We start from the raw sequence: 20,062 nt of genomic DNA, 5'->3' as shown, positions 1-20,062 counted from the left end.
TTATGCCATTCTTGGCAAGGCCAAGTTTCTATTTCAGCCGATCCTGCAAAAGAGTCAGAATCAGTTGTTGCGTCTGCTGAATATCGGTTACAGTAGTTTCCAGCCGGATCTGACCGGTTTTTAGCTCGGCAATATTCTCATTTATTTTATCGAATCGCCGATCAACCTTATCGAATTGCCGATCTACCTCCGAAAATCGCTGATCTACCTGATTAAAGCGTTGATTCATTTCATTAATCACCTGATCAAATCGCTCGTTCACCGTCACGGTTAAATCCGCAACACCTTTAGCGATGATTTCAATCTGTCGGCCGTGATCAACGGACAGGTTTTCTAACTGCCCTACGCGCTCTTCCAAATACATATTCAAATATACATTTTATTTGATTTATCTACTAAGACGCAAAAAGTGAATAAGGTCAATCATTATTCCTTCACTACTTTTCGATGAGCCGTTCCGTCGGGCGTCTGAACTTGCAGCAAATACAACCCTTTTGGCAAATGACCGATTTCTAATGTAGCGGTCCGCTGGCGGGAACGTAGTAGCGGTTGTACCACCGTAGCCCCCGTAATTGTTTTGAGTGACAAACTTTCAAAGATTGCGGTACCGGGCAATTCGACCTGCAACGTAGTATGGGCAGGATTCGGATAAACCGACAGCTTATCACTCCAGAGGGGTTCATCGCCCGTAACAATCAATGCGTTAAACGTCCGATCAACAGCAGTTGCGGCATAAAACTGATCATTACCGTCCTGATAAGCACGTACCGTAACAGCACCCGCCCCCGTAAGTTTCAGGGTTGTTCCGGTTAACGTAGCGGGGCCAGTTCGTACCTGAAAGCTGACGGCCAGATTAGATGAACTCGTGGCTTTTAGGACTAAATCACCCTGGTTTGTATAGCGATCAGCAATAGCCTCGAACGTAATGGTTTGCGCCGTTTTGGTAGGTATTGTACGAGCGCCCTGCGTATACCAGACCGGCCATTTGGCACCCGTATATAATACCGATGCGTTGCCCGATACCGAGATTTTATCAGCGCCCAGATCAATACTGGATATATCCTCACTTGAAGAAGATTTAGTACTGAATACCAGTTTATTGTCTAAACGCGAGTAGCTTGGAAATCCTAACGTATAGTTTCTGTATATGCTTTTCAAATTGCCCTGACTCAGGTCAGTAGCCATCACATAGTAGACATTGTCGTTCTCGTTAAAGTAATCGAAAGCAATGATATCCGGCGAATTTTTGGAATACGATGGATTGCCTACGCTTTCTCCTTCGTCCAGATTGCTGAATAGTTTTTCAATATCCCCGGTAGCAAAGTTGCCTGTTTTGTTATCCCAAACTTTGATAAACCCAACGTCCCAGTAATCAACACTGGCTCCGCTGTTGTTTTGAAGGGCATTCAAGGCATCATAAACGAGGGTTTCGCCGGTGAAATCCCACTCAAACGAATCGGCGTATTGTACGTCACCCGTCTGGATGCCTTCTGAGTAGGTTGGATTATACAATTTAAACTCGGCCCATTTCTTTTTGGCATAACTATACACGTAAATGGAGCCGTCGCGGTCGGCAGTGAGGGCGGCTAATTTTGTGCCGTCTTTCGAGATGGCTACGTTATCCCAAATGGCTTCGTCGGAAATCACCGTTTCGGTTGGCGTCCCGGTCAGATTTACGGCCCGAATCCGTTTGTCGGTTGTTACGTAGTACGCCGTTTTTCCATCGTCGGTCACACTGGGACGATGCACCAAGCCCAATGCCGTTTTCTGATCGAACTTGGCGGGCGTTACGCCAACAACCGTCGAGTAGAGTTTAGCCGTACTCTCATCGGACAATAACAACAAATCCTGGCCTGATGCCACCGGTACGTCGGGTTGTTTGCCGGGTGTTGTGGGTGTGCCCTCTACAATACCTACTGCGTCGAACGCATTTATGGCCGCCGTAACCTCAGCACTCGGCGTGCCGTACACATCGCCAGCCGCTCGGATGATCGCTAAACGCAAATCCAGAAACTGGGACGTGCGGACCAGGTAGGTTGTCAACGCTCGATAATAAACCTTCTCGGCTTTGTCTTTCCCAACAGCGGTAGCGAATTTATAGAACGCAAAATTGGCAATCCCGCTATTGCTATGCACCCCACCGTTATCGTCGCTGGTGTTGTCATATTGTGACATTGTAGCGGGCTGATAACCATTGGGATCTTTACTCTTACCACCCTGATTGGGGTTTGCCATATTACGCAGAGCACCCGATGGCAACAAGGCTGGCGTAGCAATCTCTTCGCCAATGGTCCAGTTAGCCCGGTCGATGAGGATACCGAATACGTCGGCAAATGACTCGTTTATGGCTCCCGATTGGCTTTTATACTGCAAATTGGCCGTATTCTGAATAACGCCATGCGTCATCTCATGCCCCGCTACGTCCAGTGCTCCGGCAAGTGGTTTCAGGCTTCGGCCATTGCCATACGCCATATACTTGCCATTCCAGTAAGCATTGTCAAGGCCTTTACCGTCATCATCCACGATGTTGATAAGCGAAATAATCGTTTCTCCAGTGCCCGTGATGGCGTTACGCTTAAACGTATTTCGGTAATAATCGTAAACGACACCCGCGTTGTAGTGAGCCGAAACAGCCGTCGCGTTCCAGTCCGTATTGTTACCCGACGTGATCTGATAGGCTTTGGGATTATCACCCACTATGTTTTTCGCGTCCACTGTCCAGAGGGCGCCAACCGGTTTGCCGGGCATGCTGGATGCTGTAGCGTTGAACATTGGCCGCGACGCGTCAATCATGTAATACGCGTTGCCACTCTGCTGATACGTTTGAAATGAGCGGGTCACGCCATTCAGGTCGCGACCCGATGCAGGCGTTGGCCCTACGAACGTACAGGTATGATTATATTTGTCGAGAACGTCGCCCGTCTGGGCATCAATAACGTATTCCCACCGTTCGAGCATATTCGGCCTTACGGTTAGTTGATACGCGAGCTTAGCGACTCCTTTTTCGGCAAAAACGCACAGCGCCCCTTCCGACGATTTCAAATTCAGGATATTATCGCCAAATGACCGAACCGTCGACGTTTTTCGGACATCTTTCAAGGCCCGTTCCGACGCGTCGGTCAACACCAGTTTTGGCGTCGTAGAAAGATCATTCGGGATGGGCTGATAACGGCCGTTCAGAAGTCCTACGTCCCCATCCGTCAAGTGGGCAACGAGTACGGAACCGAGTACGGGAATACCCCGGTGGGTTTGGGTCAGGCGAACGTGCATCTGTCCAAGCTCGTCGGTTTCGGTACGGGCAACTGAGAAATTATCTTCAGGATTATCGAGTTTGAGCAGTTCACGTACCTGCCCCATAAACTTGTAGGTAACCAGCGTGGCCGCAGCCGCCGAAAGACGCGCTCCATTAGGTTGAGTTGAGTTAGTCGATCGGGCCACTTTCCGCTCAATGAAAATAGGCAAATCCGTCACCGAATCACGTACCACCCGCAATTTCATAGCGTCCAGCGTTGGTCTTATTCCGCCCGTTGCGGTCAACGTTTGGCGACCTGTCTGGTCCTTCGGTAGCGGCACGACTACCGCACCTAACCGCTGGGCAAGCCCCCCTGAAGGCAAGGTAGTTTTATGCTTACGATCAAAGCCAGCGCCAGGCTTTTGTGCCTGAGCGAACGTAGCAATCAGGAGTGTCAGGAAAAGAAAAGATGTTTTCATTGAGTAGTTCAGTTTGTTGTTTGCTCATTAAAGTATAGCAGCCCCCTTTTGATGACCCAGAGTTGGACGTAGTATCTATACTCTATTTCAATCGCGATGCAGTTGGAATCATAGCCATAAACGAGTCGTAGAATTTGGGGTAACTCGCCGGCACCGTTTTTCCAGCTTCACCCCAGGTTACAGCATACGCCAGCTTACCTTTTCGCCACCGGACAAACTTGTACCTGTTGCCGGGGTTGCTAAACGTCGTCTTCCTGATCTTACACATAATCTCAACCCGGCTAAACATTCGCTTTGTCATTACCTGTGTTTGCTGTCGGATCAAGGTGAACGTAGTGTCGCGGCTGCGTCGGCCAAACAATTTACCGTTTTCCAACAGATAATAGGTCGTTGTAAAACCCGTGAAACCACCGCCATTTCCCACTAAAATCTGACGACCCTGATACGTAGCAGGTGTGCTAACTGGAACCGTTTTCCGTTCCGTCGCTACGTTGATGGCCGTGGCACGAATCCCCTGCGCCCGAACGAACAGTCCAGTTGAAACCAACAAGAAGGTGAGCAGGCTTAGGAGTAATCGTTTCATTTGACAACCTATACAGGAATAAACTTCCATAAAAATAGCCATCCTCAACACGACCATTACTACAGTCTTGCATGAGTTGATGAAAACAATCTACAGGCCGGAATATACTGTATTTCAGCTACCTTATGGGGGCGTCATCTGGCCATAGGTCGTTTCCGAAAGCGTGACCGACTTACGAAACGGTCCATAGTGAATGCGAACACGTAACAGGTTATCAAAATCTCCCGATGCAATGGTAGTCATGGTTGGATTCGCGCCCAGTCCTCTGGCAATCTCCAGAATGGTGTTACTATGCCCCGCCACCAGCACGGTCTTGTTCCGAATTTGACGGATTCGGTTGACAATAGCCTCATTCGGTTTGGCGGGATAATCCACCACACGAACCCCAAGTCGCTGAGCCAGGGGTCCAACCGTTTGACGAGTCCGTCGAAAAGGTGTCGAGAAGATCGAGTCAATGCCCCGATTGGCCAACGTATCAGCCAGTGCGACTGCCCGAGCATAACCCGCCGGACTCAGGTTTGTGGTATCAGATTCGTTTACTTTCTCACCATGACGAACGATGTAAACGGTGGTAGTCGAGCAGGCCGTCATGACTGTGATAAGAGCAACAATAAACAGGTAAAAGCGCATACTACGTATCCACGACTTTGCGTCCGCGATTTAATTAAAGAAGACTTAATTACGGATTAAAATCCGAGAATGCAATACGACAAAAAAGCCCCCGGCGAATACCGAGGGCGATTATCAACTAGTTAGTAAAGAACGAATTGCTATTACAACGACCGTATCCAGATATTACGGAAGCCAACCGGGTTACCATGATCCTGCAACAGAATCGGACCGGCACCGTGGGCTTGCACTTTCGGGTAACCGATGTACTCGGTTGTGCCACGAATGGCCGCGTGGTTCTGCACCAGCACACCATTGAGCAATACCGTTACGTAGGCGTAGTCGGTCATCATGCCTGCTTTGTTGAAACGGGGCGCCTGATAAACAATATCATACGTCTGCCACTCACCCGGTGGGCGGCTTGGGTTCGCCAGCGGAATTGCCTGTTTGTAAATAGAACCCACCATCCCATCTACGTAGGTTGGGTTGTTGTAGTTATCAAGCACCTGCAACTCGTAGCGGCCTTGTAAAAAGATACCACTGTTTCCGCGACCCTGGCTCTTACCCTCTACTTTCTCCGGGGTTTTAAATTCAACATGAAGCTGAAAATCATTGAATTCCTTTTTGGAACGGGCCGAAAAACCAAGTGTCGAATACAGAACACCGTCCTTAACTGGCCACTTCAGTGGGCCTTCATTCTTGTTCTCCCAACTGGCTGGTGAATAGCCTTTAATAGCGACCCATTCGTCGGCGTTTTTACCGTCAAAAAGTACGATGGCATCAGAAGGGGGCGTCGTGCCACTTGTATTGGCAGACGCTGTGCCGGGCGTAACAACGGGGGGAACGGGTTCCCAGATTTCGGTGGATTCGGGGGTTTGTTTGCTGGGCTGCGTCTGAGCTACAGCCGCAACCGATAAGCCAACAAGACCAATGCAAAAAGCAAGCGATAACGGGGTGTTTTTCATAGAAATGTAATCGGGTTATTGAATTCGCGGGTAAAACATTCAAAGATAGAGCAAATGTGGATTTACGTCCTTTTTCTGAGAAAAAATGGTAGATTTCGCCCCTTAATTTCCCTTCTGTATATGGTAAACCTATCACCTAAAACTCACTTTCGCTGGTTACTGAGCGCCTGCTTTGCTATCGGTACCCGGCTGGTGCTGGCACAACCTGCCCCCTTGGCTGGTATTCCTCTGCCGCTCAATGACCTAAGCGCCTTTGCGCCATCAACGCCCAACTGGCGTATTGTTGGCGCCGTGCGGGCCGACCTGAACAAAGCCAATACGCTCATCACTGATAAAGGCACGGGTGTGCTGGCCAATATTCCGCTGGACAAAGCGCCGGCAGATTCCAAGAACCCCTATAAATATGATCTTTTCACTACGTTACAACACGGGGATGTCGACCTGGAATTAGATTACATGATGGCGACAACGGCCAATTCAGGCGTGTATCTGCAAGGTCGTTACGAAATTCAACTACGCGACAGTTGGGATGTCCGTACGCCGAATGTGCACGATAATGGCGCCGTTTATGAACGATGGGATGAAAAACGGCCCGATGGCCAGAAAGGCTACGAAGGCCACCCCGCCCGTCAGAATGCCAGTCGTGCGCCCGGTTTGTGGCAACACATGAAAATTTCGTTTCAGGCTCCGCGCTTCAATGCTAACGGGCAAAAAACGGAAAATGCCCGCGTGATTCGGATTGAACTGAATGGCGTAATCATTCAGGAAGATGTTGAATTGACCGGCCCGACTCGGGGCTCTGCATTTGATAACGAAAAAGCGCTGGGACCGATCCGGTTTCAGGGCGATCATGGGGCAGTTGCTTTGCGCAACATCCGCTACGTTACCTACGACAAACCACGCCCCGAGTTAATAAATTTGAAATACGCCGTCTACAAAGGCAAATACGAGAAAGAGCCCAATTACGACAAAACAGCGCCCGAATCGGAAGGTGCCACAACCGTTTTATCGGCATCCGTGAGTCGCATTCCAAACGAGTTCCTGATTCGTTACACCGGCACGCTACGTGTCTCGGAACCTGGCGAATATCAGTTTAACCTGGGCGTTCCAGGGGGCGGTGGGCAGCTAAAAATCAATAAACAATCAGTCATAGCGCCCGGCGAATGGAATGCCCGAGGAAAAGCAACGTTGCCCAAAGGTGACCTGCCGTTTGAGTTGCTGTATGCCAAATTTGTCGATTGGGCGCAACCGGCACTGGGTTTAACGGTAGCTGGGCCGGGCATTCGCGAATACGCGATCAGCGACGGGGTAGGCAGTACGGGCGAGGAAGTCGATCCTATTGTGGTTGAGGCCTCAACCAATACCATGCTACGTAGCTTTATGGATGTGCCGGGCGAGAAGAACTCGCAGGGTCGTACGCTCCGCGTAACCCATGCAGTATCGGTGGGCAGCCCTGAGCAAATTCATTATACGTACGACTTAGACAAAGGGGCGCTAGTGCAGGTTTGGCGCGGTTCATTTCTGGATGCTACGCCGATGTGGCACGAGCGGGGCGATGGTTCCTCCCGACCGACGGGTATGGTTCAGCGGTTGGGCACTCCCGTCCTGTTCCTGAGCAAACTGGCATCCCCCCAGGCAAACTGGATGGCCGACACGACCGGCTCCAGCTATCACCCGAAAGGCTACGTACTGGATGACAGCGACCGCCCAACGTTCCGTTATCAGAGCTATGGGGCTTCGGTTGATGATAAAATCCGGGTGCTAAGCGAAGGAAAAGGTATTCAGCGCGAAGTATCAGTAATGAACCCCGCCAGTGATCTATACGCTCGTCTGGGCAGTGGCACAACCATCACCGCACTGGAGAATAATCTATATCTAATTGACGGACAGACGTATATCAAGATTGACAATGTATCTGGGGCCAAGCCAACGATTCGCGACACCAACGGTCGTCAGGAGCTGATCGTACCGGTAAAGGGGAAACTAACGTACTCGATTCTGTTTTGATTTCATTCCGGGCTTAAGTCCGGAGCTATACCATGAAAAAGATACTAACAACCCTCCTCTCCCTAGCCAGCCTGACAATGGTTCAGGCGCAGGAGTCGCCAAAGGAGGAAGATTTTTACAAAATTCAGAAAGTAACCTCACCAGAAGGTACCCTCCTGGAAGTGGGCGGCCTGACCGTTTTGCCCGATGGTAATCTGGGCGTGGCCACGCGTCGGGGTGATATCTGGATTGTCGAGAACCCAACCAGCCGCAAGCCTTTTTTCCGGAAGTATGCGACGGGCTTACATGAGATTTTGGGCTTAACCAGCAAAGACGGTGCCCTTTATTGCGCGCAACGGGGTGAACTCACAAAAATCGTTGATGCAAATCATGATGGCAAGGCCGATACGTTCGAGACAATTTATGCCTGGCCGTTATCGGGTCATTACCACGAATACAGCTACGGCCCAAAAATTGCGCCCGACGGCCAGTTCTTCGTGACGGGCAACGTAGCGTTCGGCGATGAAGAGTGGTGGCGGGGTGAAAGCCGTGTACCCTGGCGCGGCTGGACGATGAAGATCAGTGAGAACGGTACTATGCAGCCCTGGGCTACGGGCATGCGGTCGCCCTGCGGAATGGGTATCTATGACGGTGAGCTGTTCTACGCCGACAACCAAGGCGACTGGATGGGATCGGGCGGCATTGTCCACGTAAAAAAAGGAGCTTTTGTGGGTCACCCCGCCGGGTTGCAATGGACTGGCATGGCTAACTCGCCCCTCAAATTAACGCCCGAACAATTCTACGCCAAAATTGACGAGCGTCGTCGTCGGGACGAAAACGGGCGGGCGATCAAACCCGAAAACGTAATCAACGAAACGCCTACGTTGCTCTACACCATGAAGGATCAATTTCCAAACGTGGACATTCAAACGCCTGCCGTTTGGTTGCCGCATGGTATTCTGGGTATTTCGAACTCCGAAATTGTAGAGATTCCGCAGGGTGCGTTTGGGCCTTTTGCCGGTCAACTATTGATTGGCGATCAGGGTATGAGCAAGATTTCGCGCGTGTTCATGGAGAAAGTGAACGGCGAGTATCAGGGCGGTGCCATCGAACTACGTAATGGTTTTCGGTCGGGCGTGCTACGTATGGCCTTTGCGAAAGATGGCTCGTTGTTCGTAGGCGAAACAAACCGGGGCTGGGGATCGGCCGGTGATGCCAACGAAGGCTTACAACGACTGGTCTGGAACGGTGCTGTGCCGTTTGAGATACGTACCGTGAAGGCCATGCCCGATGGCTTTGAAGTAGAGTTTACGAAACCCGTCGACAAAAAATCAGCTGAAGATCTGGCGTCGTATCGGGTAGAGAGTTTTCTCTATAAATACCATTCGGTCTACGGCAGCCCGACGATTAATAAAGAAGCATTGCCACTCAAGGGTGTGAAAGTATCGGCTGATGGTTTGAAAGCGCGGCTGATTGTGAACGACCTTCGCAAGTACTACATCCATCAGCTAACCCTCGATGGCGTTCGGGGAGCCGAAGGGTCGTACTCGCTCGTTCACCCGATTGCCTACTACACGCTCAACAACATTCCCGACGGGCAGAAACTGGCGATGAGCGAGGTTAGCACTACCAATTCAGCGGCCGCTGCGCCAACCCCTGCTTCGGCACCAGCCGCTGTTGCAACGGGTAAAAAAGCGCCTGCCAAGGCAACTACCACGGGTGCGAGACCAAAACTGGTAGAAGGTCAGGCTGTAACAATGGCCAAAGCGCCGACCTACGAGGAAGTGAAAGGTTTACTGACCCGCCACACTTGTGCAGCCTGCCATCAGGCCAACAAGCGGCAGGTTGGACCGGCTTTTTCAGACGTAGCAAAACGGAAGTACACGAACGACCAGATCGTGGAGTTGATCTACAATCCGAAGCCGCACAACTGGCCCGACTATTCGACCGAAATGCCACCCATGCCGCAGGTTCCCAAACCCGACGCCCTGAAAATTGCCGCCTGGATCAACTCCCTGGCACCCGCCAGCGGTAGCAATTCAACCGGTGCCCCGAAGCCATAAGGATAGGGAACAACTCGGATAACCAATAAAAGGCAGTCTGCTTACATAGCTGGAAGTGACAACTTTCAGCTATTTTTATGCTTTGCAATTAATAAACGAAACGACCTTATGAAGCCTTTCTTAGTCATCGCATTGCTACTAAGCCCTACACTGCTCTGGGCGCAGGGAGGCACTTACACGATCAACGGGAAACTGACCGGAGTTAAATCGCCCGCTAAGGCATACCTTCGTTATCGAGTAGGCAGCCTTGTAAAAACGGACTCAGCTCAGATTCAGAACGGGACATTTTCGTTCAAGGGAAAGATTGACGAACCAAGATCGGTAGGGTTATTTGTCGATAATTCGTATGTGCCTGTCTATCTGGAACAGGGCACAATTACGGTAACCAGCCCTGCTTCACTGAAAGATGCAATCCTTGGAGGGACGCCTTTAAATAATGAAAATCAGCGGTTGACCAACCTACTCAAACCGGCCAAGGAAAAATTAGCCCAATTGTCGAAAGACGCCAGGGCTGCCACGCCAGCGCAAAAAGAGGAAAAGGAGTTTAAGGAAAGTCTTGACAAACGGTACGAGGTTATTTTAGCTGAACAAAAGAAAATCCGGGCTCAATTCATAAAAGAAACACCCAACAGTCTGGTTAGTCTGGATGCCCTGCAACAGTACGATTACGCACCAAAATATGCCGAGGTAGAACCGCTGTTTAATGGCCTGTCTGCTCCTGTAAAAAACAGCGAAGCCGGAAAAGAATACGCCCAGTTGCTGGCCGGTATCAAGGCCACATCGATTGGCGCTATTGCCCCTGAGTTTACGCAGGCCGACACCGTAGGAAAAGCCATCTCCCTGAGCAGTTTCCGGGGCAAATACGTACTGATCGATTTCTGGGCAAGTTGGTGCGGTCCCTGCCGACAGGAAAACCCCAACGTAGTCAAAAATTTCCATCAGTATAAAGACAGAAACTTTACCGTACTGGGTGTTTCCCTCGATCGTCCCAACGCCAAAGAAGCCTGGCTGAAAGCCATTCACAAAGATGGATTGGACTGGACGCAGGTATCGGACCTAAAATTCTGGGAAAACGACGTAGCGAAGCAATATGCCGTTCGGTCAATTCCCCAAAATTTCCTGATTTCTCCTGACGGTAAGATTGTAGCCAAAGATATCCGGGGTGAGGCTCTGGGCAAAAAACTGGAAGAACTTCTAACGGCCAAACCCTGACAATAATCACGCTGAACTATATATTTATTTTTTCACCCGCAAAGCTGGTTTCTCTTTGCGGGTAGTTTTTTATCCATCTCTATGACTTCATCTATCGAAACCGCTATCAAACCGGCCATTCAGGAAAAGTTTGAACACCTCTGGCATCTGGTCGGCAATACGCCCATGCTGGAACTGTTCTACACCTATCAGGGCCAAGCGCGTTCGCTTTACGTCAAGTGCGAACACTACAACCTAACGGGCAGTATGAAAGACCGAATGGCGCTGCACGTGCTTCATCAGGCCTATCGGGAAGGCAATATCCAACCCGGCGACCGTATCGTAGAAGCCACCAGCGGTAGTTCGGGTATTGCTTTTTCGGCTGTAGGCCGCGCATTAGGTCACCCCGTCACGATTATCATGCCAGCGGGCATTAGCCAGGAACGTATCGACATCATTCGCAGTCTGGGGGCCGATATTGTTCTGTTTACAAAGGAAGAAGGTGGTTTCATGGGAGCTATTCGGCGATCGGAAGATCTGGCGGCCTCCGATCCACACGTATTTCTACCGCGGCAGTTTGCCAATAAATACAACGCCGAATCCCACCGACTGACCACAGGTAAGGAAATCTGGCTGCAACTCCAGAGCGTAGACGTTACACCTGATGCCTTCGTAGCGGGTGTTGGCACGGGCGGAACGGTCATGGGTGTGGGGCGTTATCTTAAATCGCGCAAACCCGATATTCGCATTCACCCGCTCGAACCCGCCGAATCACCAACGCTATCAGTCGGTCACAAAACGGGTTCGCATCGCATTCAGGGCCTTTTTGACGAATTTATCCCGGATATTCTCAAACTGAATGAGCTGGACCACGTAGTCCAGGCCAGCGATGGCGATTCGATTCTGGTCGCTCAGAAATTAGCCCTGCAACTGGGTATTGCCGTGGGTATTTCGTCAGGAGCAAACCTGGTTGGTGCCATCAATCTCCAGAACGAACTGGGGCCAGACGCCCGCGTCGTGACCATCCTGTGCGATAGTAACAAGAAATACCTGAGCACCGATTTAGTGAAGGAAGAACCTATTAAGCCGGGCTACGTAGCACCCGATATTGACTTCCTGGATTATCGGCCGATAAGTCGTTTATCACTGGGCCGACCAGGTGTTTTTTAGTTTCTTCGGGAGTGGTGTATATCACATTGCTCCCGAAGAAATCAGAACACCATGCTAAACGTACTGCCTTCACCCGGTGTGGATTCGGCCGTGAGCTGGCCATTGTGGAGCTGCATAATCTGCCGCGATAAACTCAGCCCAATGCCCGACCCGGTTTTCTTGGTCGTATAGAAGGGAATGAAAATCTGTTCCAGCGCTTCTGGTTCAATACCCGGACCATTATCGGTCACGCGGATAAGTACGCGCGGACCGGCAGCCTCCGCGTCAAGGTGAATCATCGGCGTGACGTTTTTGCCCAGACTTTCTACCGCATTTTTGAGCAGGTTGATTAGCACCATCTCAATCTGAGCGGCATCGGCCCGAATGGCCAGATTTGGCGACGAAACTGTTACGGCAATCTGTTCCTTTTGTTTTTGCGCATCCGGCTGAACCAGTTGCACTACGTTACGTAACAATTGCTCAACCGACACGTCGGAAAAAACTGGCTGGGGAATGGTCGTAAAATGGCGATAGGCATCAACAAATTGCATCACTCCGGCACCCCGTTGCTCAATAGTCGTCAGGGCGTCGCGCAGATCATTGATCGACTCAGCCACGAACGACGGCATGTTGAGCGAACTTTCGGGCGATGATAACGGAAGCAGATCTGTTTCGACAATATCGCGCATCGTGCCCGCCAGCGACACGATCGGCGTAATCGAGTTCATGATTTCGTGACGCAACACTTTGGTCAGATTTTGCCACGCGTCAAGTTCCCGCTGCTGCAATTCGGAACGGATATTCTGCATCGAAGCGACCGTAATCAATCGGCCTCTCAGCCGCACCGCCGTACACCGCACCGATAGCTCGCCATCGGTGCCGGTCTGGTAAGAAACCGGTGTTGGCGCAAGCGTGGCGGCCCGAAGTAAACCCGCCAGTTCAGGGTGCGTACTGTTGAGATCATTGAGGGTACGTATCCGATAAATGCCCAATAAGCGCAGTGCCGTTTGGTTGACCAGCTCCACCTGCCCGGATGCATCGAACGTGAGTAGTCCTACGCTAACGTGCTGCACAATTGTATTAACGTAGTGCAGGTTAGCTTCTTTCTCGGCACGCGCCTGCCGAAACGCATCCAGCACTTCGTTGAACTGGTCATTTAATCCATTAAACGACGGGCCAAGATCGCTATCGGCACGAAAGGCAACTGCAAAATCGGAATAACGTACTGACTCCAGAAACCGCGTTAATTTGCGATTCAGGCTGGTAACGAACTGGTAAAGGTTAATGGTTAAAAATAATTCAGCACTCAGCAAAGGAAAGAGCATCAGGCCATTAATGCCCTGAAGGTATATGTAGGTTATCGCGCTGGTTAAAACGACGATAGCTACAATACGCCAGCCAATACCGATTGCGAACCGATTCATGCTACGAGGCTATCCAACTAAATGGATACTCAAGCGTAGGCACTTTGGTACGTTCAGCTACCCGACGCAAACGAGTGGGCAATGCCATCAGATAGTCGCGGGCACGCTGCCCTGCATCGTTAAGATCCGTAATAGCGCCAATGTTCCAGTCAACGAGCAACGATTCGGCAATGTCGATGTAGTCCTGAGTTGTGTAGACACCTAACCGTTGAGCCGCATCGGAAAAATGACTGAATGTCTGTCCAATTTTAACGCCGGTTTCGCGTAAGAAGTGAGCCGGCATCACAATTTTCTTGCGCATCATATCTTCGAAAGCCAGTACCATCTCGGAGGGATCGACCTCTAAAATCTGACTGACAAATGATTTGTAGGCTTTCGCATGACGCATTTCATCGGAGGCAATGACGCCACAGATTTTAGACAGTTGGGTGCAGCCTGCCTGTTTGGCCAGTGTGGCTGTTCGACGGTGCGATACGTTGGTAGCCAGCTCCTGAAACGATGTATAAATAAAATTACGGTAGGGATCTCTGCCCGTGCCGATGTCGAAACCATCGGCAATGAGGTATTGCGTGGATACTTCCATAGCCCGCATATTAACCCGCCCCGACAGATACAGAAACTTATTGAGCAGATCACCGTGGCGATTCTCCTCGGCGGTCCAGCTCCGAATCCAGCGGGTCCAGCCGTGTGGGTCACCCTGCGTAACGCCCTCCATATCCATCAGCCACGACTCGTAAGTCGGGAGGGCCTCTTCTGTAATTGTATCGCCCACCAACACCGCTACGTAATCGTAGGAAAGCTCACGCGTACTTTCGCGAAGCAGTTTAACTTCCTCCAGAAAGGTTTCCTTCGTTGTATCGGGCAAAAAATCGGTCGGTTGCCAGTTTGTCTCAATAGGTTTCAGAAATTCTTCCATGGAAGCGTCGATTTTTTCACCGACGAATCGCATAACATCCAAACGCGTGCCTGATAAGATCATGTAATACTCAACCCTGAAAATGAACAATAAATCTAACTTTCTACAAAGTTCGACAATATAACCGATTGAATTATTTCGACTTGTGTTTTTCTGTCTGATAAAAATCAGGTGATCGCTAATTTTGTGGCAGAATTGGGGTAACCTCCTTTATATGAAAAAAATAGTCGATTACGTATTGAGCATTATTTACCTGATTTACTTTGGCCTGGTGTTGTGTGTTTATCACGTTATGCAGGTTATTGCGTTTAATTTGTTTGGTAGACCCGCCCACAAAAAAACGGTAGACTGGATGAACGCCAGCATTGCCTACGGCTGGTATTTGACCGGAAGCAGCATTGAATTTCGAAATAACCAGGACCTGCCCACCGACCGGCCGATTATTTTCGTAGCCAATCACCAGAGTATGTTCGACATCTCGCCGATCATCTGGTTTCTTCGTCGCTATACGCCCACATTTGTCTCAAAAATAGAACTGGCGCATGGAATACCCGGTGTGTCGTATAACCTGCGCAAAAGTGGGGCCGCGCTTATTGATCGCAAAGACCCCAAGCAGGCCATCGTCGAGATTGCCCGATTGGGAAAGCTCATTCAGCAGCAGAATCTGTCGGCCATGATTTTTCCGGAGGGTACCCGAACGCGTTCCGCTACGTATCAGATGCGTCCGTTCGTAACAGGTGGCGTCGCTACGTTGCTCAAACGGGCACCCTCTGCGCTGGTGGTGCCCATTGCCATCCGGGGAACGGGTCGATTTAATCCAAAAGGCTTATTTCCACTGACCTCCTTTACCCGCATGTCGTGGGACGTATTGCCCGGCATTGAACCCACTGGCCGCACACCGGAGGAGATTCTTCAGGTAGCAAGAGAAGCCATCGCCAACGAATTGGGGCAGGTGGTTTAAGGCTTGCTTTCAACTAACCTAACGATTGGATTTTGTCATTCAGAAAGAACAATTCGCATATTTACTTCAAATATACCCACCTGCATGACACCTGATAAACGTTTAGATCAAATCGAACTCGTATTAGCTGACGTAGCTCAAAAAACTGACCGCTTGATTGAATCGAATGGGCAGATTCTTGAAGTAGCCCTTCGTACCAACGCTAATGCTGAGCTTGCGGCCAAAGGAGTGACGGATTTGACGATTAAGGTAAATCAACTTGCCGAAGGACAAGTCAACTTAGGGAGTAAAACTGACTTACTTGCCGAAGGACAAGCCGACTTACGGAATATAACAGTCGACCTACGAAACAAAACTAATTTACTAACCCAAGGCCAAGCTGACTTACAAACAAGACCAATTCGCTTACCGAAGGACAGGCCAGCTTACATAGAAAAACAGACCTTATTGCTGATGATCAGGTTAAGTTACGACAGGAAATGCAGCAAGGCTTTCAGGAAGTAAATCAAAAATTTGCTCAAGCAGAGAAAACGCAACAGCAGATTTTAACACTTTTGCTGGATCGGTTAAGCTAGGTTTTGCTTAGACGTAGACTTATAAGCCAAACTTCTCCAATCTCCGGTACAACGCCTGCCTTGATAAACCCAACTCCCGCGCTACGTCGGTGATACTGCCCCGGTGTTTTTGCATGGCCTGATGAATCAATTGCCGCTCCATATCTTCTAACTGCAGCGTTTCATTTACGGGCGATGCTACCGACGTACCATTCCTGAAGACAAAACTCTCTGGTTGCAACATCGTTCCCTGACCTAATTCCGGTCTAGCCAGTTCAGGCCGAGCCAGAATAATAGCCCGTTCCACAGCGTGTTGCAGTTCCCGAACATTTCCCGGCCAGCGGTATTGCTTCATCTCAGCCAGCAAGGCCGGGCTAAGACCCGACACCGACCGGTTGTACTGTTTAGCATATTTTTTCAGAAAAAACTCAGCCAACGGCGCAATATCGGAAGGACGTTCGCGCAGGGGCGGCAGATGCAGTTCGATCGTATTGATTCGATACAGCAAATCCTGCCGGAAGGCCCGTTCCGCAACGCGTTCGTTGAGGTCAGCGTTGGTGGCGCAAATTAATCGCACATCCACCGGACGGGCTTTGTTTGATCCAACACGCGTTACCTGCCGCTGTTGCAGAACGGTGAGCAGTCGGGCTTGTTGAGATGGTGTCAGGTTACCAATTTCATCCAGAAAGATTGTTCCGCCATTGGCTTCCTCAAATCGGCCGGCACGGTCGTCACGAGCATCCGTAAAAGCTCCTTTGACATGGCCAAACAATTCGCTTTCGAACAGACTTTCGGTCAGGGCACCTACATCGACACTTACAAACGGCTTGTCTTTTCGCAACGACTGATCGTGAATAGCTCGCGCAATCAGGTCTTTACCAGTGCCATTCTCGCCCAGAATCAATACGTTGGCATCGGTTGGGGCTACCTGCTCAACCGTGTCGAGCACAGGACGCATGGCCGAGCCAATAATGTTAGTCTGTTTGGTTGATTTCTTATCGGATTGCTCTTTTCCGTTCGACTCTTTTCCTAAAACCGAACTCGCTCCTTCCGCACCGCCAGACCGATCTTTACGACCTTCGACAGCGCCACGAATGGTATCTAAAAATTTATCGTTCTGCCAGGGTTTCAGCACAAAATCCACGGCTCCAGCTTTGATGGCGCGTACGGCCATCTCCACATCACCATAGGCTGTAAACAATACGACCCGTGCTTTTGGGTCAATGTCTAAAATACGATCAAGCCAGGCGAATCCTTCCCGTCCACTGCTGACATCGCGCTGAAAGTTCATATCCAGCACAATCGCATCATAGCGGTTGTTATTAAGCAGAAATGGAAGTTTTTCGGGGTTCTTTTCGATGTCTACCGTACTAACGTGTCGTTTAAGCAGCAGCCGGGCTGCCAGCAATACGTCGGGATCATCGTCAACGAGTAAAAGTTTTGCGTCTTGCATATACCAAAGATAAAGAGCTGACCGATTTGTTGCACGTCTGTACCGATTCAACAGCGAATTACGGTTTTCTTACGTACTTTGGCGACAAAAAGTCGTTAAGCGGTCAGTATGGTCAGTAGATGGTCGTTGTCATTATCGGGTGGTAATTGGTTGTCATTTAGTCCCTTGAACCGCAAAGATAATAATACGACTACTTGACAGAATCGACCGTAAAAGCCTGCGAATGACTGACGTTTACTCATCCTCCCCTATCAGCGATCGCTGGTTTTATGCGCTTGTAGCGGCTGGCGTTTTCCTGAATGCAACCGGCCTGTTTCCGCCCATTCTGGAACCCGATGGCGCGCTCTATGCCACCATTGCCAAAACAATGGCCCAATCCGGTGATTTCGTTAATCTGTATGCCGTAGGGAGCGATTGGCTCGACAAACCTCATTTTCCATTTTGGGTGGCGGCTATCAGTTTCAGGATTTTCGGCATCAATACGTTCGCCTACAAGTTTCCGGCCTTGCTGTTTTTCCTGGGAAGCGTACTCTATACCTATCAGTTTACCCGACTAATTTATTCGAAATTAACGGCCCAGGTAGCTACGCTGGTGTTACTGACTGCCTTTCATGGTGTGCTGTCCAACAGTGATGTTCGGGCCGAACCCTACCTGATGTTGTTGATTATCGGTCCGGTCTATCATTTTTACCACGTATTTCTGGGCGCCCGTTTTTACCACCTGCTACTTGGCTCCTTTCTGACCGGTTGTGCCCTGATGACAAAAGGCGTTTTCGTGCTCGTGCCCATTGGCGCAGGGTTAATGCTGCACTGGCTCCTGACGGGTCATTGGCGAGAACTGCTTAAGGGACGCTGGTACGTTGCAATTGTGCTATCATTTGCGTTCACCTTACCCGAAATTTATTGTTTATACCAGCAGTTCGATTTGCATCCAGAAAAGATCATCTTTGACAAAACGGACGTATCGGGCGTGCGGTTTTTCTTCTGGGATAGCCAGTTCGGGCGGTTTTTCAACACAGGGCCAATTAAGGGTGAAGGCGATCCGTTTTTCTTTGTCCATACGTTACTTTGGGCTTTTCTGCCCTGGTCATTGCCCCTGTATCTGGGCATCGGCAAAGCCCTGATAGGTCTCGCCAAACGAAAATTAATTCTTCCTGAGTACGTATCACCTGGCTCTGGCCTGGCTACGTTCTTGTTGTTCTCGCTGTCGGGTTTTCAATTGCCGCACTACCTGAACATCGTTTTTCCGTTCTATGCTGTCCTGACGGCGCAATTTCTGGTCACGCTGACGCCCCTGGCCCTGCGCCGATGGACTATTGGTCAGACCAGTATCGGTCTTTTACTGATCATACTCATGGCTGCGTTATTATGGCTCGTGCAACCGAATCAACTGGGGAGCGCTTTAAGCTGGCTTGTGGTCATTACGTTTATTTTTTCCGCCCTTTTCCGGCAGAACAACCTGCTGTCATTGATGGGCCGAATGGTCGGAACCATGCTGGTACTGGGGGGCTCCCTGAATCTGTTTCTGTACCCGACCTTTCTGCAATACCAGGCCGGCATGGCAGGCGCTGACTACGTAAATACTCAGCCGAGCCTGTCTAAAAAGCCAACGGTGCTGTATGAACCCGGTACTGGAAACGGCGGGGGGAGCTTCTGGACGTATGAGTTTTATGCCAACGCGCCCACCCACTACACCCGCACCGATTCAGCCTTGAGGGCACAAATTCAATCGGGGCCGAAGCAGGTATTTACAACGGCCGAATATGCCGATTCGTTATCCGCTAGAGGTTTTACTACGCATACGCTGGCGGTGTTTCCGTATTATCATGTCAGTCAGTTAACGTACCCATTCCTGAATCCGGCCACGCGGTCCAAAACGCTGCTGCCTTATGTATTGACCGAGGTTCGTTAATCATTTTTTATTAGATTTGCTTACATCCCTCAAGTTCTATGTACTTTCCTACCGCTATTGAGCCTTCATTGATTGCTGAAGATCTGGGTATCTGGGCACCTATCGATCATCAGCGTGTTATCTCCCTATTGACAATTGGTTTGGGGGTTTTGTATCACCGCGAAAAGGCGATTTTCCTGGAGCCGTTGCCCGAAACCATGCTTGATGAGGGCAAGGCAAGTCAGGTACCAGATGTGTCGTTGCGGGACAACCCGACAGCTCAAACGCCCATTATTATTGAAGTATGTCATACGAATGGGTTGAAAGGAGATCTGCGTAAAGTAATTCGATTGATAGACGAAGATGATTATGGCATTCGTGAAGGCTTTGTCTACGATTACCGAACGAGTAAATGGCTTCGATATCGTTTTGGCGATGGGGGCCTAACGACCGAATCGTCATTTTCAGAAATCCTGCAACTTGACCTGAATCAGTTTCTTGTCTGAACCAGGATTTATATGATTTTATTGACTGACTATGATTTTAAAACAGGGCTTTCAAAGAAAGCAATAATCATATTTGGTCAATAAAGCCAAATAAATCCCG

General features: G+C 50.0%; 16 protein-coding genes. 8 read left to right on the top strand and 8 right to left on the bottom strand.

Annotation, left to right across the window (positions count from 1 at the left end; genetic code table 11):
• Positions 1 to 28: 28 nt before the first annotated feature.
• The 5 genes from BM202_RS19275 to BM202_RS19255 form a co-directional block, all read right to left on the bottom strand.
• Positions 29 to 370: a hypothetical protein gene (locus BM202_RS19275; RefSeq protein ID WP_143100714.1), complete on the bottom strand. Its 342-nt coding sequence runs from the start codon at positions 368 to 370 to the stop codon at positions 29 to 31.
• Positions 371 to 426: 56 nt separating this feature from the next.
• Positions 427 to 3,711 carry a M4 family metallopeptidase gene (locus tag BM202_RS19270; protein ID WP_093829090.1) on the bottom strand — a complete coding sequence of 1,095 codons (3,285 nt, stop codon included), beginning with the start codon at positions 3,709 to 3,711 and terminating at the stop codon, positions 427 to 429.
• Positions 3,712 to 3,793: 82 nt separating this feature from the next.
• Positions 3,794 to 4,294: a hypothetical protein gene (locus BM202_RS19265; protein ID WP_093829258.1), complete on the bottom strand. Its 501-nt coding sequence runs from the start codon at positions 4,292 to 4,294 to the stop codon at positions 3,794 to 3,796.
• A 123-nt stretch (positions 4,295 to 4,417) separates the two neighbouring features.
• Positions 4,418 to 4,924 (bottom strand): SixA phosphatase family protein, encoded by a 507-nt coding sequence (locus BM202_RS19260; protein WP_093829088.1) that lies wholly within the window; start codon positions 4,922 to 4,924, stop codon positions 4,418 to 4,420.
• Positions 4,925 to 5,067: 143 nt separating this feature from the next.
• The gene (locus BM202_RS19255) at positions 5,068 to 5,868 is read right to left on the bottom strand and encodes a 3-keto-disaccharide hydrolase (protein ID WP_093829086.1); all 801 of its coding nucleotides are present in this window, start codon (positions 5,866 to 5,868) and stop codon (positions 5,068 to 5,070) included.
• A gap of 120 nt (positions 5,869 to 5,988) precedes the next feature.
• On the opposite strand from BM202_RS19255, the gene BM202_RS19250 reads away from it, so the two are divergent.
• The 4 genes from BM202_RS19250 to BM202_RS19235 all read left to right on the top strand — a co-directional run bounded on the left by BM202_RS19250 (position 5,989) and on the right by BM202_RS19235 (position 12,278).
• Positions 5,989 to 7,875: a 3-keto-alpha-glucoside-1,2-lyase-like domain-containing protein gene (locus BM202_RS19250; RefSeq protein WP_093829084.1), complete on the top strand. Its 1,887-nt coding sequence runs from the start codon at positions 5,989 to 5,991 to the stop codon at positions 7,873 to 7,875.
• A 32-nt stretch (positions 7,876 to 7,907) separates the two neighbouring features.
• Positions 7,908 to 9,917: a c-type cytochrome gene (locus BM202_RS19245; RefSeq protein WP_093829082.1), complete on the top strand. Its 2,010-nt coding sequence runs from the start codon at positions 7,908 to 7,910 to the stop codon at positions 9,915 to 9,917.
• 108 nt (positions 9,918 to 10,025) lie between these two features.
• On the top strand, positions 10,026 to 11,129 hold the full coding sequence (locus BM202_RS19240; protein WP_093829080.1) for a TlpA disulfide reductase family protein: 1,104 nt from the start codon (positions 10,026 to 10,028) through the stop codon (positions 11,127 to 11,129).
• A gap of 81 nt (positions 11,130 to 11,210) precedes the next feature.
• A complete protein-coding gene (locus BM202_RS19235; RefSeq protein ID WP_093829078.1) occupies positions 11,211 to 12,278 on the top strand; it encodes a PLP-dependent cysteine synthase family protein in 1,068 nt (355 codons plus the stop codon).
• A 41-nt stretch (positions 12,279 to 12,319) separates the two neighbouring features.
• Here the strand turns inward: BM202_RS19235 and BM202_RS19230 are convergent, their stop codons facing one another.
• Both BM202_RS19230 and BM202_RS19225 read right to left on the bottom strand, forming a co-directional pair.
• Positions 12,320 to 13,681: a sensor histidine kinase gene (locus tag BM202_RS19230; protein WP_093829076.1), complete on the bottom strand. Its 1,362-nt coding sequence runs from the start codon at positions 13,679 to 13,681 to the stop codon at positions 12,320 to 12,322.
• A 1-nt stretch (position 13,682) separates the two neighbouring features.
• Positions 13,683 to 14,630: an acyl-ACP desaturase gene (locus BM202_RS19225; RefSeq protein ID WP_093829256.1), complete on the bottom strand. Its 948-nt coding sequence runs from the start codon at positions 14,628 to 14,630 to the stop codon at positions 13,683 to 13,685.
• A 181-nt stretch (positions 14,631 to 14,811) separates the two neighbouring features.
• On the opposite strand from BM202_RS19225, the gene BM202_RS19220 reads away from it, so the two are divergent.
• A complete protein-coding gene (locus tag BM202_RS19220) occupies positions 14,812 to 15,558 on the top strand; it encodes a lysophospholipid acyltransferase family protein (RefSeq protein ID WP_093829074.1) in 747 nt (248 codons plus the stop codon).
• Positions 15,559 to 15,642: 84 nt separating this feature from the next.
• On the top strand, positions 15,643 to 16,062 hold the full coding sequence (locus BM202_RS19215; protein ID WP_093829072.1) for a hypothetical protein: 420 nt from the start codon (positions 15,643 to 15,645) through the stop codon (positions 16,060 to 16,062).
• 90 nt (positions 16,063 to 16,152) lie between these two features.
• Here the strand turns inward: BM202_RS19215 and BM202_RS19210 are convergent, their stop codons facing one another.
• Positions 16,153 to 17,565, bottom strand: a complete 1,413-nt coding sequence (locus tag BM202_RS19210; RefSeq protein ID WP_093829070.1) for a sigma-54-dependent transcriptional regulator — start codon at positions 17,563 to 17,565, stop codon at positions 16,153 to 16,155.
• 223 nt (positions 17,566 to 17,788) lie between these two features.
• Between BM202_RS19210 and BM202_RS19205 the strand changes: the two genes are divergently transcribed.
• Positions 17,789 to 19,477: an ArnT family glycosyltransferase gene (locus BM202_RS19205; protein WP_093829068.1), complete on the top strand. Its 1,689-nt coding sequence runs from the start codon at positions 17,789 to 17,791 to the stop codon at positions 19,475 to 19,477.
• A gap of 38 nt (positions 19,478 to 19,515) precedes the next feature.
• Complete coding sequence (locus BM202_RS19200) at positions 19,516 to 19,962, top strand: hypothetical protein (protein WP_093829066.1); 447 nt, start codon at positions 19,516 to 19,518, stop codon at positions 19,960 to 19,962.
• The last annotated feature ends 100 nt before the right edge of the window (positions 19,963 to 20,062 follow it).

This window comes from Spirosoma endophyticum, from assembly GCF_900112365.1.
In the GTDB taxonomy this organism is placed as follows: Bacteria; Bacteroidota; Bacteroidia; order Cytophagales; family Spirosomataceae; genus Spirosoma; species Spirosoma endophyticum.
The sequence above is the reverse complement of the archived record's forward strand: the minus strand, read 5'-3'. Positions and strand labels throughout refer to the sequence as shown.